Genomic DNA, 25,842 nt, shown 5'->3' on the forward strand with positions numbered 1-25,842 from the left:
CACTGACTTTTCAGTGCTATTTTTATTTTTTGCCACCGGTTTGCCACCGCTCAAAACAGCAGCTAATTTCTCAGTAGCATTCTGCTGCATTTTTAAATTTATGTGGGAGTAAATGTTAAGAGTTGTGTTTATATCAGAGTGTCCTAATCGTGTCTGAATAACTTTAAAATCTACTCCCTGTTCTAATAAAAGACTTGCATTTGTGTGCCTCAAGTCATGAAATCTTATACTCTTTTCAAATTCCATACTATTTAGTATCTTTCTAAATTTTGAAGTATAATAATTTGGATGAACATAGTGACCATTTTCCCATGTCATGATAAAATCAAACTTTTTACCGTTAAACACATTATCAATATAGTCTGGTCCATATTTGACCTTGTTTTTGTTTTGAATCTTTTTATGTTCTTTTAATATCCTAATTAGATTATCCGAAATATATAAGGTTCTTTCACTTTCATCTGTTTTAGTGGTTCCTATCATTACTCTTCCATTAGAATAAGTTAAATTATTCTTTATGTTAATGCAGTGATTGTTAAAATCTACGTTCTCCCACTCTAGACCTCCAAGTTCTCCACGTCTTAAGCCAAGTTCTATTACAATATTTAGACCTAATTTAAATGCATAGTCATAGTAAATAGTTTCGTCTAAGGAGTCTATTATAGTGTTAAATTCCTCAACAGTTAAAACACTTGCAACAAACTTATCTCTTTTAGGTCTATCTATGTATTTACAAGGGTTATTATTAATTACCTGCAGTTTTACCGCTTTATTAAAAGCAGAATTAATTACTCCGTATAAGGACTGTAATGTAGTACCGCTGAGTTTTTTTCTTTTTGCAGTTAAAATCATATTTTCAATATGAATAGGCTTTATATCTTTTAACATTATGTTTCCGATATTAGGATTGATATTATTTCTTATAAATTCACGATAACGGTGGTAGGTACTTATTTTTCTATTCTCCTTGATATGATTTTCTAGCCAATTATTTAAGTAATCCCCTACGGTTTCTTTCTTAGGTTCTACATACCCCGTATTGAATTTAACAATAGCTTCTGCTAGAGCTGTTTGTGCTTCCTTTTTTGTTTTTCCTCCCCTCCTTTCTATTCTCTTTCTCTTACCGCCAATTGCTCCAACTTCAAAATAATAATACCAGACACTGCCCCTTTTTCTTACTCCTCCTGTCATGAGAAACCTCTCCTTTATGATTTTATAAAAACAGTTATAATTAACTGATTTTTAACTTTAGAAAAACTACTATTTTCTATATTTGTAGCTAATAAGCTTTATTTGTTTTAGACAATCATCTATAAACTCAGACATATCCTTATCACTAAGTTTAGTTATATTCACTCCTAAAAAGCTTGCTATTACAGGTTGATTCAAAAGAAACTTTACAGCTTCTTCTGGAGTCTTAAATAAATTACCTTGAAAATTACTCCTACCCTCTGAATTATTTTTTAAGTAATCATGAATATAATCCATATCTAACTCAGGATCACTTTTCATGTGGTCCACTATATGGGATACATCTTCATCCTTTTCCTTATTCAATCTGGATTTAATAAATTTTTCTATATTTATATTTAAATTTTCATCTTGGAAGAAACTTATTGAAACTCCACATGCATCAGCAATTTGAGTTAAAAGTACAAAACTAGGATATGTTCTGCCGGACTCTATATCCCCAATATAGCTTTGTGATTTATTTAAGTCACTTGCTAACATTTTCTGAGTATATAGTTTACCTATCTTTTCAGACTTTATCTTCCTAGCACCTTTCACTAATTCTCCCAATTCTTTTTTACTTAAAATCAAAATATATCACCTCCTAATAAATTGAAGTATATTGTTATACATTATAACGTATTTGACGTTATGACGTCAACACTTAAACGTAAATAGACGTAAAATAGAGATTATTAGAGAAAATGCGTGAAAATTCAATATTTTTTACCTTTTTGCTACAATTCCATATTTGTAAAATTATGTTTAACGATGTTATAGTAATGCTAACGTAAATAGCGTTTCAAACAGTAAGGGAGGTTAAATATGATTAGGGGTAAATTATTAAGTAATTTAACTTGGAATAAGAAAATGGAGGTACTAAGAATAGTTAACAATTGGACTCAGGGTCAAGCAGCTCAAAAATGCAGTACTAATCAAAAGATGTACTGGAGCTGGGAGAATGGAAAAAATTATCCTAGAAAAAGAAGTCAGGTATTAATAGCTGATGCTTTTAATGTAAACGTTTCAGATATATTTCCTGTTTAATATATAGGACTGGGGGAAAATTTATGGAAGTGTACTTATATACTGTTGAGGAAGTAGCTGCAATTTTAAAGGTTAATAAGAATGCAGTGTACGATTTAATTAGAAAGGGCTTTTTAACAGCACTTAAGCTTGGAAGGCTTAAAGTAACAAAGTCAACATTACTAAGTTTTTTAAATGAATATAACGGAAAGGATTTGTCAGATCTTGGAAACATAAAGGAACTGACATTTCAAAATGACCCATCTATTTAGTAACACTTAGAGGGAGTGATTCCATGAAGTTTACTATATTAGGATATAATCAAGCTAAATTGGTGGAACTAGGATTAGATGTAATAGATGCGGCTTTACTTAGGTATTTTGTAGATTTTAAAGACAGCGGTACTATGGTAAAGGAAACAATTGAAGGAGAACTGTATTACTGGCTTCATTATGAGGGAATATTAAAGGAACTTCCCATACTTGCTTTAAAAAAAGACAGTGTCTATAGAAGATTAAAGAATATGTCAAAAAATAACGTTCTAAACCACAGAACAGTAATAAATAAAGGAACATACTCCTACTACAATATCGGCAGTAATTACATAAAATTGCTATCGGATTCTAATCCGAAGCCCTCGGATTTAAATCCGTACCCTTACGGATTAGAATCCGTACCCCCTACGGATTTAAATCCGCAACAAAAGATTAATCTATTAAAAGATAAATCTATTAAAGATAATAATATATATAGTCAAGTTATAGACTATCTCAATAAAGCAGCGGATACAAAGTACAAAGCAACAACCAATAAGACTAAGAAGCTCATCAAAGTCAGAATAGAGGATGGATTTTCTGTAGAGGATTTTTATAAAGTAATAGATAATAAAGTTTCTGAGTGGATGAATACAACTATGGAAAAATATCTAAGGCCTGAAACTTTATTTGGACCTAAGTTCGAGGGGTATTTAAATCAAAAAAATAGAGGGGATGTAAAAGATGGAGCTGTTGAAGATGGCACTAGAGAACTTCAATCAGACGGACTCGGCTTCACTGTGTAAAGATGTTTATAACATACCAAAATGTGAAACCTGTGGTGAAGCTGTTGGTATAGCTGTAAAAATGTCTTTTGGAACTAGAGTATATCCTAGAGCCTGCAGATGTAGAAGAGAAAACTATGAAAAGCAACAGAATGAGGATATAAATAGACAAAAACAAATTAGGCTTAAACAGGTAATTTCCAACAGTATGATGAATTCAAGCTTTAGAAAATGCACTTTAGAAAACTGGAATCATAAGTTTGGAAATGAAAATTTATATAGTATTGCAAAACAGTATATATTAAAGTTTGCCAAGATGAAATCAGAGAATAAGGGAATTCTTTTATATGGTAATCCTGGCAATGGTAAAACCTATTTTTCGGCTTGCATAGCAAATGCTTTACTGGATAGGCTGGTGCCTGTCATATGCGTTGGAGCTATAGCCCTTACTGAAAGAATAGGTCAGAGTAAAAGAACATGGGGTGATGAAGGCATCTTCACAGTACTTAATGCTTTGGAAAATGCGGATCTACTGATTATAGATGACCTAGGAGCAGAGGTGGATAACAAATGGACAAGATCTATGATATATCAAATCATAGATAAAAGAAATACTATGAATCTTCCTGTTATTATAACAACTAACATAACCATTTCTGAATTAAAGGAAAGATATGATGATAGAACCTACAGTCGCTTAACTAGCATGTGCAGCTTTATACAAAACACAGGAAAGGATATAAGAAAAATTCAGGGAAAAGAAAAGACTGATAGATTTATAAAGGAATTACTAGGAGATAAAAGTATGGGGTAAATAATAGGATAAAGGAATTAAGAATTAAAAACAACTTAACTCAAAAGACTATGGCCAAGTTCTTGAATTTGACAGTGCCAGCATATAGTCGCAAAGAAAATGGACAAAGAAGCTTTACTATTGATGAAGCGGTAAAATTGTCTAAATTTTTTAAAACAAGTATAGAGGAATTATTTTTTTATGGATTTTTTAAGTAAAGGTTGGGAGAAATATTATGATAACTGAAAAAATGTTGAATGGATTACCAGCACTATTAACAGTAAAGGAAATGGCGCTGTTTTTAAATATAGGATTAGGGGCTGCTTATCAGATTATTTATAAAAAGCATTTTCCAGTGCTTAGAATATCAGCTAAAAGTATAAGAGTACCTAAGTGTGAGATGACCAAGTGGATAAGGAGCGGAAAGTCTCGATTTAAGTTTAGTGATGAATAAGACGAAGGAAGAGCTGATATTTCAGCCCTTCCTTTTATTTATCAAACTATAAATGCTAAGAAGAATAATTTACAACAGGAAAATATAGGATATCTAAATCTAAATTTATTGCTTATTTTCATTTAAAATATAATATCTGCTTTTTTATCGCTACTTATCGCTACTTTATCGCTACTTATCGCTACTTTTCTTTTTACTAACCAGTAACTAACAGCACATTGAAATTTATACTTTCTTCCGAAATTCCATAATCTAAAATAAAACTTTATATAAAAAAATCTAACGTATATATTACCTTAGACTTTTTCTATACTAAAATATAATATTAAAAGTTTCATCCTTTAAATTTTTTATAAAAGCTTCATTATTTAGAATCTCATCATGTTCTTCTATAGAGCTATCCAATGCATTTTTTGTAAATTTAACTCTCTTCTCATCTCTAAACTCTATAATAGAGTAAATATCCTGTCCTTCAAGTATCAAATCATTCATATAAATCTCCTTAATTATAAAGTCATTAGACTTAAATGTTATTATGCTGCTTTCTAGCCTTTCAAACATCTTATCCTGCACCAATTTCAGCTTTGCTTGCTTAATAAAATCATATGTACCTCTATCATTAGAAAGCACTGTTATAGTGTGGTTCTTTTCAGAATATATATACGACATAATCAGAGCTAAAACACTTATTGAAATCTCTCCAGCGTTCTTCTTTTTCATTCTTTCATTTTTAAGTACTTTGCCCTTAAAACCATCATCATATAACAACTTTAACCAATTTTCATAGTTGTCCAATTCCTCTAATGGCTGATTTTTTTCAATATTCCTTTTTATAAAACTTTTTAATTCTCCAATCATAAAAGAGGAATACAAGAAAAACTTATAAAGCCATCCTGACTTATATTCTGCTAACTCCTCATAGTCAATTTCATCTATTGCATAAATTTGTATAGTTTTATTAAAAATGCTTTCTATATAATTTACTCTTTCCTCTGAATCTTTTACCTCTTCATAAACCCAATTAGGTATTAATAGTAAATCATAATTCATTAATATGTTATCCAAATATGTGTACTTATTTATCTTTGTAAAAAAACTAATTGTGTTGTTATCAAGGATTCCAATTTTTTTAGGAGTGCTGGAATTTAGGATTTCAATCAACTTTGCTGCTTGAATCGCTTCCATTGCTTATTTCCCCTTTCATTAGATCCTTCAGTTTATTTAAAAAATGTAAATTATCCTTATGGTAGTTAACATCTAACTCCTTCTCTGATAATAATTTTATCTTTTTATCTAACCCACCAAAGCTTATTATATTAGAAGGTTTAACTAAATCAGTATCTAATTCCAATTTTTCAAATAGCGTGATTAAATCCTTAGGCTTTTTATCAAAGTTTTCTATCACTAGCTTTTTTAAGCCCATATCATTAAATACCTCTACAGCATCATCATATAATTGAATTAATATAGCCTTATAAGGTGCTTTAAATACATCCATACATCTAGCAATTTTATTTACAAATTCATCCTCATCTAATGAATAATAATATCTATAAACATCCCCTAACAGCATCTTTGCAGCGAAATAATCTGCTTTTCTTTCATTTAACTCCATTTCTTCAGCTTGTATATTATGCTGTCCTTTAACTATCGAAGTATCATAAAGTAAATGAAATAACTCATGCCATGCAACAAAGAATTGATAAACTCTAGGCTGTTCAGAATTAATAACTGGTATCTTTAGATTACCTCTAATAAATATGGCTCCACCCCAATACTTATCATCTATTGGCAATTGTATTAAATTATAGTTTTTCTTTAATACTTCAAAAGCTAATCTGTCAGGACCAACTATTCCAGTTTTATTATAATTAATGAAAAAATTACTTTTAAAGTTATCTATCTCATTTTTTATTTTCTTATTTGCCTCTATTACTTCATTCAAGTTGTCAGATGTTATATATTTATACATATTCATCACCTTACCTATTATCATAGACTTCATAAAGATCTACTATATCATTTAAGATAGCAAACATTTTTTTAGCCTTGTCACTTACTTCATATTCCTCTGGTGCATTATTAGACGCAACCATTCTATCACTATTTTCTAATTCTAAATGCTTATAATTTATTAATTGTTCAAGATTTATATTAAAAGTCATAACTATCTTATCTATATGATTTTTAAGTGTTGTATTGTTATCTATTTCACCTTTGATTAATTTATCAATAGTCGGTCTTGAAATACCTGTTAGTTTTGAGATTGATGATTTTGTATATCCATTATCCTTAATAAAATCAAGAAGATTTACACCTATTTTATATCTATTTTCATAAATATAGGCTTTTATTTCATTTTCATTATATCTTTCTGGCAAATTCATTTTAACACCTCCATAACTATATTATATGCCAATATTGTAAAAAAAGATACATATGTAAAAATAATTTTTACATATGTATCTTTACTTGATGTTGATACATTCTATCCTTAGCAGATCTATTAAATATAACGATGCTATGGACTAGCTTTAACTCTTCGTTACCTCAGAATAAAAGCTGCTCCATAGACATTAAATATAATGGGCTGCTCCGCCCCAAACCCAGGAAGCACTGCTCTGTGGTCTTTTATAATAGGCTCCCCTTGGTCGCAAGGAAGCTTTGTACAAGCTATTATTTTTCTCTCCACTCGCTGCAGCTCTGCAAGCCTTAGGTATTCCTTTAGGGTCAAGAGCTGCACTCCTTACGTTCAAAACAATAGCTAGTCCAAAGTTAAAAGATAAGCTTAACGAAAATTTTACAAGTTACTCAATAATAGCCCAGCATTTCATTCATATGTTAACTTAACCACAGTTTCGATATGAGGCGTGTGTACCTTAGGTTTGTCCTTCCCGTCTTTTTTTATACCATATTATATTTTTATATACCCTTAAACCGTTGATTTATACCGGTTTAATAAAATTTTCTATACTTTACTATATTATATTAAAACCTGCTATAACTTTTTCATGGGTGGGAAAATTCAATTTTGCCACCGGATATGTTCTTGAACCATTTGCTTGCCTAATCCTCAATAATGATCCTTTAATAATTATTACTCCTGAATATACACATCTAAATAAAAAGTATCTCCAGTCCTTGACCTACTCTGGAGATACTTTTATTGACCAACCTATCTTTATACACACCAATGCTACTTATAGCTATTGCAGTCATATCTAAAGTTATTTTATGCTTTTATCTTAACAACTCTTTTACTATCTTTTCTCTCCGGAGGAATATGCTCCCTTACAAAAGTATAGCCATCTGGAAGTATAACACTTAATCTGCCAGCATTACTTTTAGCCTCATCACTTACTTGCCAACCTTCAGGTAACTTTCTTATATATGCAGTTCTATAAACAGCTCTTACTATCCTTGTCCCCTTTGGGCTATCCTCTATCTTCCTGTTATAAATTCTTACCTCTTTATTTTTAATATCACAATAAAGTACATATAAACAATTTAGAAGCATAACACCTTGTTTAATTTTATGTTCATGATTATTAGTATACTCTTGGTTAGTTATTTTCTTTTGCTTTACCGCTTCGTAATCAACTATAAATATATAGTTGCATGTTTGAAATAACTTTGAAATCACTTTGAGGTTTGCTTCTAAGCCATCATTTGCAATCTTACTAATAAGGCTATTAACCTCTTCCTTATTACAGGTAATTATGTGATCAGTATATTCTAAGTTGACTTTTCTTGCAAAACTTGTAACTTCATTTATATTATGTTCATATAAAATACCTTTACTATTAAAATATCTAACTTTAAAATAATAATCTTCATTATTCTCAACTACTTCAACAAAATCAACTGCCTTATTTTTATTAAGAAACTCAATTATAGCCCCATTTTTACCTAAAGCATATTTTCTATTACCTAGTATATCTGATAAATTATTATCTAGAAGCATAAAATTACACTCTACGCTCTCTCTAGGATCATTAAAAATTCTATTTATCTTAAACTCTTTTGTCTCGATAAAAGGATATGCTCTACTAAAAGATTCTTTTAGATATACATATTTAGCCTCATTATACGAAAACCCTGGTCCTAATTTAACTATGTTTTCCCTAAATTTATCTACACTTATTTGAAGAATACTTTTAGACAACTCAAAATAACTATTGAAAAACTCACAAAAACCTTTGTGACTATAAACAAATTCAACTTTTTCTTCAATTTCTGAAAGCTTAACAAAAGCATCCTTTGATATAACTTGATCTTTTCCATACTTTATTTCAAAGGATTCATTTCTTTCAACCAATCCTAAAAACTTATTATTTTTAATTTTTATTTTATAAGTTACTAATATCATTACATATAAAAATATTGTATCTATTAAGAAAGTTAATAATGGAGATTTATTGCTAAAAAGAGTTGTGTCAACAAAAAAATCAAGTAGCTCTTTTAAGTTAATATTATGGCTATTTAGCCTCTGAACTGCATTTTGTATAACAAATTTTATGTCTTTATTACTCAGTATTTTTTCGTGAATCAAAATATCATTCATTGTACCTTTATAACGAACATGATCACCTATTAAAAAAGCAAAATCTTCAAAATCACTTAATATACACACCGCATTAGCATAATTTATTTTATCTAATTGTTCTAGCTCACTATACAATAATTCCACAGCTAAACTAATTGTGGATTGTACATCTTGTTTTTCATTGCAAATATTATGATACATGTCACCATATAACCTGATTCTTACTAACTGTTCTAATACCTTGTCCAAATTTTTGCCTTTATCTTTATTAGTCTTTTTTACCATATACCACCATCCAAAAGTTATTATAATACTTGTTTTTTAATATTATCGAGCATAATAGATGTTACCATATATAATCAATTAAGTAAATCGTTTACACACAAAAGAAGCTATGGGGTCTTATAATAGACTCCCTTATTCGTGTACTTACTGATAACGTAGGAATATATTTTTATAGACTTATATAAAAAACTAATGGGTATCAAAGCTAGAATTTGCTTTCCATTAGTTTTAAAACAATTCAATTATAGTACATATAGTATATTTATCAATATGCATAAAAAATTAGTATGGTAATAAGCCTCCATACTAATTTTTAATATAATATATTCTTATCTAAATAACAACATCGCTGCACAACTCATTTTGGCTCTATAAATATATCCTAAGATTCTTTACTATTAATCCCTACTACCTAAAATATAAATACTTTTTTAAGCATAAGCTCTTTTATTTATTAATCCCGAAGATTCAGCTATATACTTAGCCCAATATTCAGCATCATAGTGAAATACATATGTTGGGTCCTCTTCAAGAATTAATTTAAAGCGTGAAACAAGTAAATCAATAGCATCTTGATCAATATTATATTGATTTTTTAAGTGCAACTTTATCTCTGAAATATAAGCATCATTATAATCTTTATCTAGAGACTTTCTTACTTACACGATATATCACCTCTTCTTTAAATACTAATAATTCAACTGCTCTTTCAGTATGAAAGGATAGTTGATTACTTGTGTCTAATGTAAAATTATGCCCTGTTAACTCTCTTAGCTCATCTTCTTTTACTATACCATCGTCATATTTTTTTATCAATGTGTCAACATTCTTGCATTGTGTTTTGAAGTTATCCACGGGTTTAAAATTTTATAGTTTCCAGTAGAATAAATTAAGCACCCATCTTGGATGCTTAATTTATTTATTATATTGGTTCTTTCATTACTTTTATAGCTTGTATTCCTTTTGCAGTAATTAACCATTGACCATTTCTAGGTGTTGTCACAAGACCCTCTCTTACCAACTTTCTCTTAGCATACTGTACTCGATTCTGCCAATGATTTCTCTTATCTCTCCTCATTTCAAGATTTTCTTGGGACTGTGTTAATCCCAAAATGTTTGCCAAAAGTTCATATATTTCCGCACATGGAAAAGGACTATTTGAGGAAATAGCATATAGAAACAGAAGAACTTGGAACCCTGTTACCCCTACACTTGGTAAATCTGCTCTTTTAAGACCCATATATTGTACCTCCTATTCTTTTTTACATTAATATTTATATGCTTGTAAAAAGAATAATAGAATCTGTCTCCTTTTCGGGAAAGATGCTGAAGATAATAAACTTAAGGTATGGAGTTAACCATTAAATAAATGGAGTTTTATTTCTCTTTAAAGACATTACTAAGAAGTATAAGAGAATTGCCTCATTTTCAAAGTATTTTTTTATGCTATTTTTATGTTTTTTCTAGTTTTTATAAAAAATTATTAATTTTTATTAAGACTCTCATACATAAATAAAAAAACAAGCAGAAATATATCCTGCTTATTCCTGAAACGATAGAGCAAAGCTTGATTCTTTATCTATAATACCTATCTTTTGTTCTAATCTTACTATATAGGAACTGAACTCTATAAAGTTATCTTTGTTTTTACTATTTGTATTATTTAGTTTAAATGAATTTATTATGTTTTTTATGGTTTCTTTTTGTTCTGGTGTAAGTTCATCTATAACTAAAATTATTCTAATATTACTCTCAAAAGCATTTCTTAATTCTTTATCAAACATTCTATCTATCTGTCTTTCCTTGACATTTGGATTTAATTCTTTTATCCACCCTTTAATCTTGTTTGTTAGAACCTCCTCACCATCTATGTAATTCATTATTTTATCTACCCATTCATCAATGGTATTTTTTCTTATTTTATCGTCTGTAACTATACTAAAAGTAGATGCAAACCTTATAAGTTGCGGTATAACTATCCCATTTAAATAATTAAATTTTTGAGTTGATTTAATTTTACCTTCACCATAGCATTCATATTCTATTAAATTTATCTTTATAGATGTATTTATATTTTCCTTATCATATGATATTAACAATGCATCTGGAATACCTTTAATCCCTGGTATTGTCTCATTATTTATATTTTTTAAAGATGTTGTTCCAAATAACCTATTTTGAGCAATCAGTATAGTATTTTCTTCTTTAAAATGTGTAAATAATTTAAAAAAATAATCTGAAACTAAAGGTTCTAGTCCCATAATAGGGTCGGTTTCATTCTTAAACTTTATTGTCTGAAAAGTTCCCATAATATCTAATCTATCATCTTCTGCAAATGCTTCAGTAGGTTTATCATTATCTGTAATTAAATCTTCACTTTCATCCTGTTCTTCCGTAGAATTATCTATATCACTTTCTACGTTTGATTCAAATACATAAAGTTTACTAATCTTATTATTAGCAAATTCTATATCTAGTCTATTGACAGCATCTACTTCTTTTATACTTTTTGACCTCTGAAAATACTTTGCACCATAATAAGTTCCACCATATTCTTTTAGAATACTCAAATCAAATGGATTGCAATATTCTATATTTTTTACTCTAAAAACCTGAACATACCTATCAGAATCTTCCCAAGGTTTATAATCTGTTACTTCATCAAGAATTCCCCTAGCCCCACAAACAGTCTTTTTATCCACCTTGACTGAAAAATATATTAAATCTCCCTTTTCACCTGACCTCTGTGTAAAACCTACAACCTTATTATTGATACATATATAGTAATTCTCTAAAGATTTTCCACAACTCAAAATTCTAGTGTTCCCCATATTTTCCTCCTAAAATAATTCTATCTACATACAAAATTATATATTTTTACAAATAAACAATCTATATTTTTTTGTAAAAACATACAATATTTATACCATAGCTCTCACTTAGATACGTTAAGTACCTAATTTCCCTCCTATGTTTATTCTTTTCTATTGAATACCTAAAGTACATATTATATTAATACTATATAACAATGTATATCATTTTCACCCTTCCATGATAAGCTTTCAGATGGAAGTAAGGTAATGCTTATAGGAGTAAATACTCCGGAATCAACTACTAGAACAGAGCCTTATGGCAAGGAAGCAAGTGACTATACTAAAAGTCAGTTAACAGGTAAGACAGTATATCTTGAGAAGGATGTTTCTGAAACTGATAAATATGGAAGGTTATTAAGATATATATGGCTAAGTATACCTAATGAAATAAGCGACTCTGAAATAAGGTCAAAAATGTTTAACGCTATATTAGTGCAGAATGGTTATGCAGAAGTATCCACCTATCCACCGGATGTCAAGTATCAAGAGTATTTTACTAAATATAATTACGAAGCTAGAAATGCAAATAAAGGTCTTTGGGCTATTAATCATAATGGAACTACAAAGGGCAATATTCCTGAAAGCAGTAAACAATCAAATAGTTCATCATCCAATTCAAATAGCTCTACTGCTCCTTCATCATCAGGGCATGGATTAATAAAGGGTAATATTAATTCTAAGGGCGAGAAAATTTACCATGTTCCTGGAGGCCAATTCTACGATAAGACAGTGCCTGAGCAGTGGTTTAATACTGAAGCAGAAGCACAAGCAGCTGGGTATAGAAAATCTAAAAGATAAGATTTAGTTAACAACATACTTTTTAAATTTATGTTAAAACTTTATACTAGTAGTCTAACTCTGGATTTCTCCAGGGTTTTAAAATAAGACCCTTTAAATTGTAGATAAGTTGTTTCTATCTTATACATCCTATATTACTGTAACGACTTATGTACTCGGCAAATTAAGAATGTATAAATACTCAGTCAATACAAGCTGATAACTATTAAAATAATAGTAGTATAAATATTTAAACATAAAAAACCCCTCTAAATGTTGTATATTAATACCACTTAAAAGGGTACTTCATTAATACTCTTAAAATAATAGGACTTGCGCCGTTTTATGTGAAAAAAGTCTATCTATTGTAAATTTCCGATAGATAAATATAATAGTTGTATTGCGACTAATCTTCAAACATATCGTATATGTCTAAAATTTCAAATTCTTTATTACATTTAGAACATTTACAGTCATAAATCGCTATTGTAAACCTATCTGTCTCAACCCCTCTTTTAAGTTCATATCCCCTAAACATATTGGGAGTTTTGCAATGAGAACATTCTTCAGAAGTAGTCATACTTCCTCCTAAATTTTTGTTAGGGTTTTCATCATTTACAGAATATATCGTATGTTCTTTTTGACAAAACTCTTCCTAACTGCTCTGGACCCACATAGATAATTGACTCTTGAATATCATGCCATAATTCTTCATGAACTAAAGCCAAAGAAGCTGCGGCATTATTCTCTTTAGGTAAATAGATGCCTTGTAAAAAATACATACAAAAAACTCTAAGCTTATTTGTCTCACCAGTTGCCATGCAAGTCAATGGAAACCAAACAAATTCTTAGAGTTTTCTAGTATTCTTTTATCCGTTAGTTCTTCGGCTTTTTTCTCATTCATTCCTATATTAATATAGGATTTTTTTAGATAGTGATAAAGCAACCATTTGTTACGGGCTTGATCAATAGGAAAATCAAATGTTTGCTTTATCACCTCTTCAAATTTTGAAATCATTTTTTACTGTCGTTTAACTTGGAGTTTTTATCTAAATAATTGAATTTGTTTTTCAAAATAGCCTTCAATCTTCCTTTTTGTATTTCATCTTTGCAACCTTCATCAATCAATTTATTCATTAATTCATAATATTTTTTTATCTTTTCTAAAGTATCATTACTTTGATTTGTAAAAAAAACGTTTTCTAATGCAGTCATCCTAAAACTCATATACAAATATCTGTCATCATTTATATTCTCATGGCTCGCATCTATATCCTCATCTACTGTATTAATGATTTTAAAAATTTCAATGCAATTTCCAATTAAAGCTATTGAATAAAAAATTATAAATACTATCGTATATGTATATAAAAATGTACAAATACCTATGCAAAGAATATTATATGGATAAGTAGAGTATGTAGTTATATACATAATTAAACTACTTATTATATCTATTCCAACAATTAATCCTAAGAAATAAAAACTCAGCAAAATCTTTTCAATAATATTAATCTTATCTTGTCTTTTTAATATATTTATAAACTTGTTAGATATAGAAGACGTTAGTATTGCTAGGCCTGAAATAACAAAACCTAAGAATCCAATTAGTACAATTGCAATCTCTTTTGTCATCTCTCTCATTAGATTATTAATATTATCTATGTTTGCTTGATTAAATACTATAATTATTAACGTAGTTATTATTATTGAACTTATTAACGAGACCCTTACTTCCATAGTATCTGTGTTATAAATATCTCTATATTTTTTATACCTAACCACCTTACTAAATGAAGATTCGTTATTCATATTTTTACATCCTTTATTTATATATTAAGCATACTTTCTGCTCTTACTGCTGCAATAAAATCTCTGGCCTCCACATTATAGTCATCTTCTGTTAAATTTTCATTTACAACTCGTGTTAATGCAGCATCTGTATTAGACTTAACAATTTGCTCTCTTCCATTTTTATTTATTCCATATGTTGTAATGTCTCCATAACCTTTAACAGCTGCACTTATTGTTTCTCTCATCATTTTTGCTTCCATATTCAATCCAATATCATCAGTATCAATTAAATCTAACTTGATTTTTTTAGCATTAGTGTCTCTACATTCAGCTATATAACCTATTGACTCTCTTAAAGCTTTTAACTCACCTTCATTTGAATTTGGTGGAATTAATGTAGCAGACACTCTTTTTACTTTTCTTAGGCTTTTGAGTTTTCTTTCAAGCATGTTTTGATCTTTCTTTAAAAACACTTCAAATTCATAATCTTTTATACTTATATTTAATAAATATTTAAATGCTTCTATAAATTGATTGTATCCGAAAGCCTGTCTAACACTAAAAGTAACTAATTCTTTTCTTACATCAAAGTAAAAATATATACTTACATGTTCTTGAACATATACATCAACTAACTCATTTTTTTCGTTAAAGTCTTCTGTTGGTCTATTATAAGTTCTAATTACTTTACCTGTAACAATCTTTTCTTCCTCAAACTTAGTTAGTTCATTAAATTGGTATTCTGATGTTTTTATATATACCTTTGTATTCCCTAGACTATCTTTAAATTCTTTTCTCTTACGTATTTTATAGTTATCTTTCTCATTCATCTTTTCAAATATTTCATTTAGAACTTCACCTAGTCTTAATCTTTCTTCATAGACATCAAAAATTTTAGAATTAAGATTGATTTTTGCTATGTACATTAATGGCATACTATTATCCCCTTTCTCCATATAACTAATTATACAAAAAAAGAAAAAATCCTTCTAAAACTTTTTGAATTACGACGTAAAAACACTGTAAAATTCAAGTTTCAACAATACAGTATTCTAGTAAATTGTTCGTCTTTTTAGTTGTTGTAACATTAAATAAGAAAATTCCATACTACTATCTTTAATTAAATACTTTGTATATTAATATCGTATTCCATCCTTTTAGCTGTAATATTAGCTATTTCCTCACCTAGAAGTTTCTTAATAATATAAAATGACATATTAATTCCAGCAGATATGCCACCTGAAGTAATGATAGGAGATTCATCAATGAACTTAATGTTACGTTGAACTTTAACTCTAGTATATTCCCTTTCTAACCTATCAATGTCCATCCAGTGTGTTGTAGCTTGTTTTCCATCTAATAAACCAGCTTCAGCCAATAAAAATGCACCAGTACATACAGAGGCCATTATATCTACATTATTCATATTATTCTTAATCCAGTTTATAATCTTAGGATTATGAATTTCAATTTCTTCTGCTCCATATCCTCCAGGTATAATTAAAATATCAAACTGTGGAGCATCACAGAAATCATAATCAGGCTGAATTTTCAATCCATTACGAGCCTTTATTAATTCCTTTGTTTCAGCAACTGTATGCACTTTGAACGGTTTTTCGTTACATTCGGTATATGTAGTAATTGAAAATACCTCAAATGGACCAGTAAAATCTAATACCTCAATTTCATTAAAAAGTAAAATACCAACATTTTTTTGTTTTAACATTTTTATACCCCCCAATGTCTTTTAATTTAATTATAGTATCATATTGATTCGCAAAATTAAAACTGCGATTTAATCAATGCCAAAATCATACCATAACTTACATATATTTTCATTACTTTATAAAAAACATAGGTATTTTTAACACTGTATTATTCCATTCTCAAAGACCAGCGTTCGTATTTCAATTTACAGCATTTATGCTGTATTCTATTCACTATTTGTCTCAAAACTAGGGAATATCATCTGCTCTAAGCTGAAGTATAAATTACAACTGTGAAATAAATACTTTACAAAATAACTGTTTCATACTACCCCATACAGTTGTATTTTATACATAAGATTTAGACCAAAATATGGACTGCCGAAAGTTGCATCTTCAACTTGCCGAAAACAGACTTAAGTTGTTACAGTAATACCCTATTATTATATATTTTAGATATACAATTCCTCTTAGTAATTCCTTAAACGGTTATTAGGCTTATTGATGGAATAACAAAGAAGCTACGGACTAGCTTTAACTCTTCGTTACCTCAGAATAAAAGCTGTTCCATAGGCATTAAATATAATGGGCTGCTCCGCCCCAAACCCAGGAATCGATGCTCTGGGGTCTTATAATAGGCTCCCCCTGGTAGCAAGGAAACTTTAGACTAGCTATTATTTTTCTCTCCACTCGCTGCTGCTTAGCAAGCCTTAGGTATTCCTTTAGGGTCAAAAGCTGCACTCATTACGTTCAAAACAATAGCTAGTCCAAAGTGAAAAGATAAGCTTAAACGAAAATTTTCTAAGTTACTCAATAATCTCCCTGTATTTTATATGGTGATGATTCTTATATTACTATTTCCTAGATCTATACTAAAGGATTTTTATACCAACCTTCTATTCAATAACATCTTATATATTCTAAAATCCGTATTCTTCTGTTTATCTAATTGTTTTTTATACTTTAAATATAAGTTTATAAGCTAAACTTTAATTTCTATGTCACTGCTATAAGTATTAATGTTACTAATTCTTATTTATTTTTTTATGTTTATAAATTAAGTTTCATTTGTGCTCCAGATCCAGCACTTTTTAATCCTCGTCGGTTTATCCTAATAAGATTATAAATCCAAAATAATTAGCAAACCTCCTGCGGATAAAGTGCTTCTGTAATAAAGCCCAAAAACACTGCTGGTAGTAAATGAGCTGCTTGGGTATTCCTCTTGGGTCCTTCTACGCTCAAAGTTTTTATCAAAACGTAAGTTCTATCCCACGCACACCGCAACCCCAGGGGAGTCCACTTTGTACTGGCCCTTATCAGTGCTAGTACAAAGCTGCTGGAAAGTAGCAAATAAGCCTTAAGTAAAAATTTACTGCTTTAGCATCTTCCGGGAATTATGAAAGGCTCCAAGAAGAAACTTAGTAAGTCATTTTTCACCATTTGCTTCTAACTAAAAAAGTTCTTGAGTAATAATAGATTTAGTCTTTCTATTATTACTCAAGAACCTCTAATGCCTTCAATCTAAAATACTCTGCTAAACTATATCCCTTATCATATATGGCCTTTTCTACCTTTATGTATGTTTCAAGATCCATATCAAAATGTATCTGCTTCATTTCTTTTTTTGCCTTCTTAGGTTTATCTTTTCGCATAGAATATTACCTCCTTTTTTCTGTATTCTTAACACAGTTACAAAATTTCATACATTTAAAATTACAGCAACTTTTAATATTGCTGTAATTTGTTCAATTCTCTATATCTCTTATACCTTTCTAATACACTATTAAAAGCTTCTTCTTTCAATAGCATTTTATATAATTGATAGGCTGTTACTTTTATTACTTTTCTTTCTCTTATAAGGTCCTGCACTGTTTCTTTATTGAACTCATTTCCGAACATAAAGTATAATCTCTGTTTCTTATTTGGGGGTACACACTTATAATTATTTTCACCTTTTTTACTTATAGCTAGAAATCCATATTTTTTTACCACCTTTAAATCATAATTACTTAATATCTTTTCTGCATTATTCATCTTTAAGTACCTCCTTAATTTCTATTACCTTATGTTTATATTATTTCCAAATGTAACAATTTTTATACATAAAAATGTAACAAGATATGTAAGATTTTTTGTATAGAAAAATGTAGCATATCAATACTATAAACATAGTAACATCAACACTTTAGAAGGAAGTATCATGTATAAAAAATTCACCTTTAAAGCCTGGTTAAGAGTATTTAAGAGCTTTGAAAATATAAGCCATTATAAGAGGTTTATAAAAAACAACCTTTTATGTGATAAATTTTATGTAATGCAGTACGAACAATATTTACTGGAGGAAGAAATCTAATGAATACTAGTGCTTAAATTTAAAAAGCCTTAGGCTATTATACTTTAAAAACTCATGTAAAAGCCTGATATCCTAGTAAACTCTTTAACTCCTCAGTTTTTATACTATAAAGACTATATAATTAAGAAACTGTTTCTTAATTTTTTTAATATGCCAAAATCACTTTTTATTGCTAGATAAATAAACATTAAATGGATAAATTATCCACAACATCTGAGGATAACTTGTACATTTATCTCCTTTTCCCCCTAACAACAGAAGAAGGGCGTAATAAAAAAATTAGTTTCCTCTGTAGTTGTCAAGGGCAATAATTCGTTAAAAGCAAAGCGTTATCGAATTATTGCAGCTTGACAACGAACCCTTTGCGTAAACAAAATCCCCTTATACTACTAATCCATAATAGTATAAGGGGAAAAGGAACATTTACTATGATGACGTTGATTTAGAGTCTTGAGTTTCTGATAAAGAGATATTTTCCACTAATAATTTTAATTCTCATGAAGTTGCTATATATGTACTAAGAAAAGATAAACTACAAAGTTGTATTTGATAAATAAATCTTATTTTTTTAACTCAATTTCAACATCCTTAATTCCAGTTATATCTTTAACTACATCCTGTATTTCTGATAGCTGTTTACTTTTTAAATTTTTATTATATTCAATAATAATCCTAGCCTTATCATCAGATATTGTTGCAATTGCATCTTCATAACCCTTACTCTTCAAAATTGTTTCAATTTTAAACTCATAATTAGCAGCCAATGCTAGGTTAGTATATATACCTGCAGCTTTATCTCTATTTTCCTTGGAAACATTTTTATCATCTATTAAATCTTTTAATCTCTTTAAAGTATTAGCAAGCATCTGATCTTTTTTAAGCTTTGTTTCAAGAAAAAATTCTGATGTTTGCTTATTTTTAATCTCATTAATTATTTTTGCTTGGTAAACTACTATTAAGCTTAAAATAAGAATTATACAACAAGAAATTATCAATAATACCTTAATTCTTAAGTTGAACTTCCACTCCATAAATGCACTCCAAAATGATTATTAATATACATAATGTTTATGCATAACAGTTGATAAGTAATACATGTTTTTCCCCCACAGTATATACTGCTGAAAGTTAGATTTAAAAATTACTATCTACACAAGTATTATAAAATAAATAGTACTATTTATTTTATAATACTCCTCTATTCTTTACAGATACTTATGCCACACTCTCCTTATGAAAGTATACAGTAACTATTACCATAAGATAAAAACTTAGCAGCTTTGTCTAAGCCCTGTTAAGTGCTTGGACAAAGTGGACTCCCCTGGGGCTGTCCACCCTTTAGGGCTGCGTCGGGCGTAAACTAAAGCTTCTACTTGCTATTTTTTATATCCGTGCATAAGGAGGCTCCAGGGAACTTCTTTAAAAATCCTCTATAATTAGACTAGGCTGGACAAGTCTTGCTACGTGCCTATCTGGACATGACCTTAACGGCTTGTACAGGAAGATAAATGTAGGGAGCTTGTCCAGCCCAGGCGCGGTGCGGAACATTAAGTTTTAATTTCATACGAATTAATTTCGTAGATTTGACCCTATAGGAATACCCTAGAATGACCTCAGAGGAATGCTTAAACCTTGCTAGGCTTTAGCCTTTTTATGAGTTTACTACAGAAGCATTTTATCCGCAGGAAGCCTGCTGCTTTTTTAAATTTAATAGCTTTCTTAAACAGGCTGACGAAGACTAAAAAATGCTGGACTTGAGGCTGAAATAAAAGTTGATCTTATTCCCAGATGATGTATTAATAACTACTATAAGTGTAGTAGAATCATCTACGTAATCTATACTGCATGCAACTCATATATAGTATTTATAGAGTTGTATAAAATTATTATAAATTCTTTCATCTTTAGGCATAGGTGATGCAGCAAATACTCCTTCACTCTTTAAAAGTATAAAAGCTGTATCATGTTTTGACCCCTGAGGAATACCTCAGTGAGGTTGGGGTGCTCCCCATTATTTTTTTGCTTTGGACAAGCATATTATGGCTGACTTAAAATTGTATTATGAAACTATTTGGGCATTAGTAAAAACTTATAAACACCTCAAAACCTCCTGCCATTATATGCATGTATAAAGCTTCCTTCGACTGTAAAGGAGCTATTATTAAGACCCGCAGAGAACCGCTGCCTGGCTTGGGCGGAGCATCCATTATAAATCAATGCCAATGGACCAGATTTTCTTCTGAGTAGGCGAAGAGGAAAATCTAGTCCATTGCTTCATTGGATATATTGCTGGTATCAATCGTTGTCAAAAGCTACTTGTGATCCTAAACCATATTTTTTTATGCCTTAATATTCTTTAAGGTACTTATTGTTTTAGTTATATATTTTCCATCTAATACTTTAATATCATAATAAGATGTTTCTATTTGAAAACTATCATCAAATTGGATTATCGTATTATGAAATCTCTCTTTATACTCAATAATTTTTATATCTTTTATTTCTGGGAATGTCTTCTCCGCGGTGCTCTTGGATTTTTTTATATCTCGTTCAAAATTATAATAAATACATACTTTTGTTCCTTTTTTTATTGATTTACATATTGGCAACATATACTCATCATTAAATATTACATCACCTAATCTTCCAGTGCATACTTTCACTTCTTTTACATCCTTAACCAAATCATCAATAATAAGTTCTAATTCGTTGTCAAGTAATGCCCGTTCTATTCTATATATCTTATAAAATTCATCAATAATTTTCTGTCGTTCATCTTTATTTACTTTATTAAATTTATTAACTAACTCTCTGATATATTCATTATTATAATTACCAAGCTCTCGAAGTTCATCATCTAGTAATATTTTATTTGTGTTTTTATTTCTAAATATATATTTAAACTTTTTACCTCTTATTATTTGCTCCAATATATCACTCTGTATTTGATTGACAATACTATGCTTACTAGAACTTATCTCTATTTCTTCTCCTGATTTACTTTTAAATATACCACTTTTTATATTTAAGTAGTGAATTTTATCTTCTTCTATACTTTCTATCTTGTACAATTGGGCTTGTGATAAATTAGATGCACCATATATTTTTTGTTGCTCATTAAATATATCTCTTATATCAGTGAATCTCTTATTAATATATTCTTTATCAACTTTTATTTTAGCATCCAATACATTGTCTGATTTTCCGTATTTATCTACCTGATTATTAAATTTGTCAGTATACATTTCACCATTTAACAAATTTATGTATACAGGTGAAATATTTTCTGGCTCAAGCCTAATCTCTTTAAGGTTTTTTAATACTTCTTTACCCATAGTCGTTAATATACAGTTACCTGATGTTACTATTATTAAATCTTTTACGTATAGCATTCCTATTGTAATGTTGACCACATCTTCTTCTAATCCCATTATTTCAGCAATATCACAAACAGTCGTTATATCGTTATCTATTAGTTTCATTATTATTTCTTCAGCTAGCTGCAAACCAACTTCTTTTCTTTTTATTGCATTAACATTTAAACATAATATAGGTATACTAATTTCAATGTTTGTAATATAACTATACCCTTTATTTTCTTTTGGAATTCTATTAGTTAGCTTCTTTAAATATTCTTCCATTGATTTTCTCCTTTGAACAGTCTACTATTAAACATTTTTCACTATTTTCTTTTATATACAAAACTACTTCCGGAAATCTTTCCCTGTCAGTGCCCCATACGCTAAACATATTCATATTCCCTACTATTATTAAAAGCTTTTTAGCTCTCGAGAATGCAACATTTATTCTCTCTGCTTCTTTCTGGAAACCAATACTAGTATTTTTATCACTACTTCTTACAGTTGAATAAATTATTATGTCTTTTTCTCTGCCTTGAAAAGCATCAACAGTATTAACATCTATTTTGTTATCTAAATTATAGTTACTAATCTCTTTTGATATCAATGCCTTTTGCGCTGAATATCCTGTTATTATACCAATGTCATTACCCTCATTAGATATTAACTCAGAATACTTTCTTATAAAATCCTTAATTATTTCAACTTCACAACTATTATAATATGAATTTCCAGGAGTCTTCTTATGCTGCTTTTTTTTTCCACATCCAGAAGTATCATACCAAATTATTGAATATTCTTTTAATTCATCAATCGGATGTTGCTTTTCTGCTTCTGATACACCTGAATCTATTGTGTCTTCATAAAATACATGACTGATTAAATTTCCAATATTAGGATGCATTCTGTATTGGGTTCCTAACTTCTGCTTATGTGTTTCAGGTAATCCTAAAGGTTTAAATAGCGTAGTAAATAAGCTTGTCTTTAACTCTTTTAATGTTTCTTCATCTACCCACTCAATTCCATTATCATTTACATAAGGCGGTAATTGCATATGATCCCCGACCAGTAGAATTTTTTTTGCCTTTATTATTGATACTAGCAGTTCAGGAGTAGTTGCTTTTGCAGCTTCATCAACAATAACATAATCAAATAACATTTCCTTAATGTTTTGATTTGATGAAAATCCAACGCATGTCCCAGCAACAACTACTGCACTATTTATTATTTGACACTCTATATCATCACTTGAATTAATTCTCTCTAGCCATTCCTTTTGAATCTCAATAATTTTCATATTCTTTTCATCATTTTTGTTTATCTCATTAAATCTTTTTGAATATTCACTACATTTCTCTTTTATTCGTTCAATAAATTTTTCCTTCAGAACACTAATTGTAAATTCATCCTTTATTCTATCTGATATATTTTTTTCGTTTCCAACTCTAAAAATTTTAATATCTAAATTTTCTTTTAACAATCCTTCTAAAATGTTATCAACTGCTGTATGTGATTGGGAAACCACTAAAATTTTAGGAAGATTCATGAATCTTTTACCTTCTTGTAGTATTTGAAATATAATTTCATTTATCACAGTAGTTTTTCCTGTACCTGGCGGGCCCTGTATCAAAGCTATACTTTCAGATGATAGAAATTTTCTTACCGAACTTTTTTGGTATTCATTAATTAGCTTACTTCTAAATTTAACCTCTTTTAAATTACCAATCAACTTAGGTTTTGTATAATCTAAAATTATATCCTTTAAATTTTTTGACTCATAATTATCATCCCTTAATTGATTTATTGCAGTTATTTGTTTTTTGTAAGCTTTTATTTTATATGTATAATCATCCTTTAGGTTTAACCCCATATCTAATAATCTCTTAATTCTACCTTTAGATTCTTTCTCATCTATGTTTATAATAATATATGTGTCACCGTCAATATATTCAGTTCCTTCAAAGCTTCCTATTCTAGTTATAGCTTGCTTTCCAGCTTCTATATGCTCAATTATAAATTTAGTATCATCTTTTAAATCATCTACATCTCTATTTAAAAAGTCATTTACTTTTAATATTATTTTTTTATTTTCAATTTTATATTCTTTGTATGAAAATTCAACACCTTTGCATTTCTCATGATCTATACTGTCACACAGGTAATTTTTCCACAATTTAAAATAATTAAAAAATACATTGTCTTTTTCTGTTTTTGAATTATAAATATCTTTTTGATTATTTAGCATTACATCTAATTTTCTATTTGAGTTGTTTTCAATTTTACTGCTATTAAATATTAGTTTTCCCTCGATTCTCAGTGCTTTCTTTTTAAATCTAATTTTCTGATCTTCCATTGGATTATATATCTCATAAATATAGAAAATATTGTTCTCTAATATGCATTTCATTATATATTCCTCACCTAAAAACTCATATTCACCATTGTCTTTTATAAATCCATAGGAGCTCTTGAAATCTTTAGGTAAAACTGCTCTCGTAAACTCATTTATATTAATAGAATTTTTTATTATCATTTTCATTTTTGCATTACTAAAAACTTTACTATCAATATAAAAATAGTATTTATATTGATTAATGTTTACATTTTTAATTGTTTCTTCTAGCTCTTTTTTTATTTTTTCCAGATTACTCTCTCTTTTTTCTGGAAGCTCCTTCAACATTCTCTTTAATATTTCTTTTAAGTCTTCCCGTAACTCAGAATTATCTATTGTTTCTTCAAATTGAGCTGGTTGCGGCGGTTTTTGTCCTGTAAATAAATTATATATCACTGCCCCAATTGAATATATGTCACTTAGTTCAGACGCATCTGATCTCAATGCTACCTCTGGTGCACAATACTCTTTTGATTTCATGTCTTGAACAGTTCCCTCATCAATACACGATTTAATTTTGCTTATTCCAAAGTCAATTACTTTTACATTAGTTCCTTCAATCATTATATTACTTGGTTTTATATCTCTATGAATAATGCTATTTATGTGTGCATTATTTATTGCCTCTATTATTCCGATACTTATTTTATATCTGTCTGTTCCTTCAATATCACTAAGTTGAATCTTATCTAAGCTTTTACCATTAATTTTTTCTAATAATAATATTCCATATCGCTTGTTATCTTTTCTGTTTATTCCCATTTCATTGTGATGTAAAGTAACTATATTATCATATTTGTTTAAAACCTTTAATGCATTTAATTCCCTATTAAATATTGTATTTTTTAACGAATCATCTATTGGACCAACTATCTTAGCTGCATAACATTCTCCCGTTTCCTTGTCCTTCAATTCTTTAATTCTGGATCCAGTAATTTTATTATAATAAATAGTTCCAACTTCTTCATAATTCTCAAACATTTCTATATACCTCTTTCCTTTATATTAGAAAACATTAGCTAAATCTTTTTAATTTTTTAATATGCTTCTTATAACTTAATCAAATTATAATAACTCCATATATTCTCACATGTTAATATACTCAAATACCCTATTGTAAATTATATCACCTAATTACATAATACTCCATATTATTTAACTTTTTACCAGTAAAACTGACATATCAATTATTCATCAAATATAAATATATAAAAA

At 28.9% G+C, this 25,842-nt stretch carries 27 protein-coding genes; 7 read left to right on the plus strand and 20 right to left on the minus strand.

Annotation, left to right across the window (positions count from 1 at the left end; translation table 11 throughout):
- Both CLMAG_RS25615 and CLMAG_RS25620 read right to left on the minus strand, forming a co-directional pair.
- Positions 1–1,191 (minus strand): site-specific integrase (locus tag CLMAG_RS25615; RefSeq protein WP_066629526.1); only part of this gene is annotated, 1,191 nt, incomplete at its 3' end.
- A gap of 69 nt (positions 1,192–1,260) precedes the next feature.
- Entirely contained in the window at positions 1,261–1,821 is a 561-nt protein-coding gene (locus CLMAG_RS25620) for a helix-turn-helix domain-containing protein (RefSeq protein ID WP_066629528.1), read from the minus strand.
- 234 nt (positions 1,822–2,055) lie between these two features.
- Here CLMAG_RS25620 and CLMAG_RS25625 point away from each other — a divergent pair, with 234 nt between their 5' ends.
- From CLMAG_RS25625 to CLMAG_RS25645, 6 genes are read left to right on the plus strand one after another with little or no spacing between them, the layout of a single operon-like run.
- Positions 2,056–2,277 carry a helix-turn-helix transcriptional regulator gene (locus CLMAG_RS25625; RefSeq protein ID WP_066629530.1) on the plus strand — a complete coding sequence of 74 codons (222 nt, stop codon included), beginning with the start codon at positions 2,056–2,058 and terminating at the stop codon, positions 2,275–2,277.
- A 23-nt stretch (positions 2,278–2,300) separates the two neighbouring features.
- Positions 2,301–2,528: a helix-turn-helix domain-containing protein gene (locus CLMAG_RS25630; RefSeq protein ID WP_066629534.1), complete on the plus strand. Its 228-nt coding sequence runs from the start codon at positions 2,301–2,303 to the stop codon at positions 2,526–2,528.
- A 23-nt stretch (positions 2,529–2,551) separates the two neighbouring features.
- Entirely contained in the window at positions 2,552–3,316 is a 765-nt protein-coding gene (locus CLMAG_RS25635) for a conserved phage C-terminal domain-containing protein (RefSeq protein WP_066629537.1), read from the plus strand.
- Positions 3,255–4,109 carry an ATP-binding protein gene (locus CLMAG_RS25640; protein ID WP_082832091.1) on the plus strand — a complete coding sequence of 285 codons (855 nt, stop codon included), beginning with the start codon at positions 3,255–3,257 and terminating at the stop codon, positions 4,107–4,109. Before CLMAG_RS25635 ends, CLMAG_RS25640 begins: the two co-directional genes overlap by 62 nt.
- An 8-nt stretch (positions 4,110–4,117) precedes the next feature.
- Positions 4,118–4,306, plus strand: a complete 189-nt coding sequence (locus tag CLMAG_RS31155) for a helix-turn-helix transcriptional regulator (RefSeq protein WP_073393498.1) — start codon at positions 4,118–4,120, stop codon at positions 4,304–4,306.
- A 17-nt stretch (positions 4,307–4,323) separates the two neighbouring features.
- Entirely contained in the window at positions 4,324–4,542 is a 219-nt protein-coding gene (locus CLMAG_RS25645) for a helix-turn-helix transcriptional regulator (protein WP_066629541.1), read from the plus strand.
- Between the two features lie 312 nt (positions 4,543–4,854).
- Here the strand turns inward: CLMAG_RS25645 and CLMAG_RS25650 are convergent, their stop codons facing one another.
- From CLMAG_RS25650 to CLMAG_RS25680, 8 genes are all read right to left on the minus strand, one after another.
- Positions 4,855–5,727, minus strand: coding sequence for a hypothetical protein (locus CLMAG_RS25650; RefSeq protein ID WP_066629544.1), 873 nt, complete (start codon positions 5,725–5,727; stop codon positions 4,855–4,857).
- Positions 5,696–6,514: an ImmA/IrrE family metallo-endopeptidase gene (locus tag CLMAG_RS25655; protein ID WP_066629934.1), complete on the minus strand. Its 819-nt coding sequence runs from the start codon at positions 6,512–6,514 to the stop codon at positions 5,696–5,698. The genes CLMAG_RS25650 and CLMAG_RS25655 overlap by 32 nt, the downstream gene beginning before the upstream one ends.
- A gap of 10 nt (positions 6,515–6,524) precedes the next feature.
- The gene (locus CLMAG_RS25660) at positions 6,525–6,929 is read right to left on the minus strand and encodes a helix-turn-helix domain-containing protein (RefSeq protein ID WP_066629546.1); all 405 of its coding nucleotides are present in this window, start codon (positions 6,927–6,929) and stop codon (positions 6,525–6,527) included.
- A gap of 845 nt (positions 6,930–7,774) precedes the next feature.
- On the minus strand, positions 7,775–9,373 hold the full coding sequence (locus CLMAG_RS25670; RefSeq protein ID WP_066629550.1) for a hypothetical protein: 1,599 nt from the start codon (positions 9,371–9,373) through the stop codon (positions 7,775–7,777).
- A 431-nt stretch (positions 9,374–9,804) separates the two neighbouring features.
- Entirely contained in the window at positions 9,805–9,978 is a 174-nt protein-coding gene (locus tag CLMAG_RS32690; protein WP_161487033.1) for a hypothetical protein, read from the minus strand.
- 34 nt (positions 9,979–10,012) lie between these two features.
- The gene (locus CLMAG_RS32025; protein ID WP_153041007.1) at positions 10,013–10,228 is read right to left on the minus strand and encodes a hypothetical protein; all 216 of its coding nucleotides are present in this window, start codon (positions 10,226–10,228) and stop codon (positions 10,013–10,015) included.
- Between the two features lie 67 nt (positions 10,229–10,295).
- Positions 10,296–10,613 (minus strand): winged helix-turn-helix domain-containing protein, encoded by a 318-nt coding sequence (locus CLMAG_RS25675; protein WP_066629553.1) that lies wholly within the window; start codon positions 10,611–10,613, stop codon positions 10,296–10,298.
- Positions 10,614–10,914: 301 nt separating this feature from the next.
- The gene (locus CLMAG_RS25680; RefSeq protein ID WP_066629555.1) at positions 10,915–12,204 is read right to left on the minus strand and encodes a hypothetical protein; all 1,290 of its coding nucleotides are present in this window, start codon (positions 12,202–12,204) and stop codon (positions 10,915–10,917) included.
- Positions 12,205–12,453: 249 nt separating this feature from the next.
- Between CLMAG_RS25680 and CLMAG_RS34000 the strand changes: the two genes are divergently transcribed.
- Positions 12,454–13,044, plus strand: coding sequence for a thermonuclease family protein (locus tag CLMAG_RS34000; RefSeq protein ID WP_242873138.1), 591 nt, complete (start codon positions 12,454–12,456; stop codon positions 13,042–13,044).
- A gap of 385 nt (positions 13,045–13,429) precedes the next feature.
- Here the strand turns inward: CLMAG_RS34000 and CLMAG_RS32695 are convergent, their stop codons facing one another.
- The 10 genes from CLMAG_RS32695 to CLMAG_RS25725 form a co-directional block, all read right to left on the minus strand.
- Positions 13,430–13,603, minus strand: a complete 174-nt coding sequence (locus CLMAG_RS32695) for a hypothetical protein (RefSeq protein ID WP_161487034.1) — start codon at positions 13,601–13,603, stop codon at positions 13,430–13,432.
- Between the two features lie 31 nt (positions 13,604–13,634).
- Positions 13,635–13,805, minus strand: a complete 171-nt coding sequence (locus CLMAG_RS34005; RefSeq protein ID WP_242873139.1) for a hypothetical protein — start codon at positions 13,803–13,805, stop codon at positions 13,635–13,637.
- A gap of 232 nt (positions 13,806–14,037) precedes the next feature.
- Positions 14,038–14,835, minus strand: coding sequence for a hypothetical protein (locus CLMAG_RS25695; protein WP_066629561.1), 798 nt, complete (start codon positions 14,833–14,835; stop codon positions 14,038–14,040).
- 17 nt (positions 14,836–14,852) lie between these two features.
- Positions 14,853–15,752 (minus strand): DUF4747 family protein, encoded by a 900-nt coding sequence (locus CLMAG_RS25700; protein ID WP_066629564.1) that lies wholly within the window; start codon positions 15,750–15,752, stop codon positions 14,853–14,855.
- A gap of 185 nt (positions 15,753–15,937) precedes the next feature.
- Positions 15,938–16,543, minus strand: a complete 606-nt coding sequence (locus tag CLMAG_RS25705) for a DJ-1/PfpI family protein (protein WP_066629566.1) — start codon at positions 16,541–16,543, stop codon at positions 15,938–15,940.
- A gap of 1,473 nt (positions 16,544–18,016) precedes the next feature.
- The gene (locus CLMAG_RS33100) at positions 18,017–18,175 is read right to left on the minus strand and encodes a hypothetical protein (protein ID WP_169809821.1); all 159 of its coding nucleotides are present in this window, start codon (positions 18,173–18,175) and stop codon (positions 18,017–18,019) included.
- 73 nt (positions 18,176–18,248) lie between these two features.
- Positions 18,249–18,557, minus strand: coding sequence for a hypothetical protein (locus tag CLMAG_RS25710; RefSeq protein WP_066629568.1), 309 nt, complete (start codon positions 18,555–18,557; stop codon positions 18,249–18,251).
- A gap of 879 nt (positions 18,558–19,436) precedes the next feature.
- A complete protein-coding gene (locus tag CLMAG_RS25715) occupies positions 19,437–19,907 on the minus strand; it encodes a SpoIIIAH-like family protein (RefSeq protein WP_066629571.1) in 471 nt (156 codons plus the stop codon).
- Between the two features lie 1,308 nt (positions 19,908–21,215).
- On the minus strand, positions 21,216–22,517 hold the full coding sequence (locus tag CLMAG_RS25720; RefSeq protein ID WP_066629574.1) for a hypothetical protein: 1,302 nt from the start codon (positions 22,515–22,517) through the stop codon (positions 21,216–21,218).
- Complete coding sequence (locus tag CLMAG_RS25725; protein WP_066629577.1) at positions 22,489–25,608, minus strand: AAA domain-containing protein; 3,120 nt, start codon at positions 25,606–25,608, stop codon at positions 22,489–22,491. The genes CLMAG_RS25720 and CLMAG_RS25725 overlap by 29 nt, the downstream gene beginning before the upstream one ends.
- Positions 25,609–25,842 lie beyond the last annotated feature (234 nt).

Source organism: Clostridium magnum DSM 2767, assembly GCF_001623875.1.
Classification (GTDB): Bacteria; Bacillota; Clostridia; order Clostridiales; family Clostridiaceae; genus Clostridium_AM; species Clostridium_AM magnum.

Coding starts and splice junctions, on each gene's coding strand:
- CLMAG_RS25695 (WP_066629561.1), bottom strand. CDS start 14,835: ATGAATAACGAATCTTCATTTAGTAAGGTGGTTAGGTATAAAAAATAT.
- CLMAG_RS25715 (WP_066629571.1), bottom strand. CDS start 19,907: ATGGAGTGGAAGTTCAACTTAAGAATTAAGGTATTATTGATAATTTCT.
- CLMAG_RS25645 (WP_066629541.1), top strand. CDS start 4,324: ATGATAACTGAAAAAATGTTGAATGGATTACCAGCACTATTAACAGTA.
- CLMAG_RS25650 (WP_066629544.1), bottom strand. CDS start 5,727: ATGGAAGCGATTCAAGCAGCAAAGTTGATTGAAATCCTAAATTCCAGC.
- CLMAG_RS34005 (WP_242873139.1), bottom strand. CDS start 13,805: ATGTATTTTTTACAAGGCATCTATTTACCTAAAGAGAATAATGCCGCA.
- CLMAG_RS25640 (WP_082832091.1), top strand. CDS start 3,255: ATGGAGCTGTTGAAGATGGCACTAGAGAACTTCAATCAGACGGACTCG.
- CLMAG_RS33100 (WP_169809821.1), bottom strand. CDS start 18,175: ATGCGAAAAGATAAACCTAAGAAGGCAAAAAAAGAAATGAAGCAGATA.
- CLMAG_RS25720 (WP_066629574.1), bottom strand. CDS start 22,517: ATGGAAGAATATTTAAAGAAGCTAACTAATAGAATTCCAAAAGAAAAT.
- CLMAG_RS25660 (WP_066629546.1), bottom strand. CDS start 6,929: ATGAATTTGCCAGAAAGATATAATGAAAATGAAATAAAAGCCTATATT.
- CLMAG_RS25680 (WP_066629555.1), bottom strand. CDS start 12,204: ATGGGGAACACTAGAATTTTGAGTTGTGGAAAATCTTTAGAGAATTAC.
- CLMAG_RS25625 (WP_066629530.1), top strand. CDS start 2,056: ATGATTAGGGGTAAATTATTAAGTAATTTAACTTGGAATAAGAAAATG.
- CLMAG_RS25710 (WP_066629568.1), bottom strand. CDS start 18,557: ATGAATAATGCAGAAAAGATATTAAGTAATTATGATTTAAAGGTGGTA.
- CLMAG_RS25635 (WP_066629537.1), top strand. CDS start 2,552: ATGAAGTTTACTATATTAGGATATAATCAAGCTAAATTGGTGGAACTA.
- CLMAG_RS25670 (WP_066629550.1), bottom strand. CDS start 9,373: ATGGTAAAAAAGACTAATAAAGATAAAGGCAAAAATTTGGACAAGGTA.
- CLMAG_RS25630 (WP_066629534.1), top strand. CDS start 2,301: ATGGAAGTGTACTTATATACTGTTGAGGAAGTAGCTGCAATTTTAAAG.
- CLMAG_RS25700 (WP_066629564.1), bottom strand. CDS start 15,752: ATGCCATTAATGTACATAGCAAAAATCAATCTTAATTCTAAAATTTTT.
- CLMAG_RS25725 (WP_066629577.1), bottom strand. CDS start 25,608: ATGTTTGAGAATTATGAAGAAGTTGGAACTATTTATTATAATAAAATT.
- CLMAG_RS25705 (WP_066629566.1), bottom strand. CDS start 16,543: ATGTTAAAACAAAAAAATGTTGGTATTTTACTTTTTAATGAAATTGAG.
- CLMAG_RS34000 (WP_242873138.1), top strand. CDS start 12,454: ATGCTTATAGGAGTAAATACTCCGGAATCAACTACTAGAACAGAGCCT.
- CLMAG_RS25675 (WP_066629553.1), bottom strand. CDS start 10,613: ATGGGTCTTAAAAGAGCAGATTTACCAAGTGTAGGGGTAACAGGGTTC.
- CLMAG_RS25655 (WP_066629934.1), bottom strand. CDS start 6,514: ATGTATAAATATATAACATCTGACAACTTGAATGAAGTAATAGAGGCA.
- CLMAG_RS32695 (WP_161487034.1), bottom strand. CDS start 13,603: ATGACTACTTCTGAAGAATGTTCTCATTGCAAAACTCCCAATATGTTT.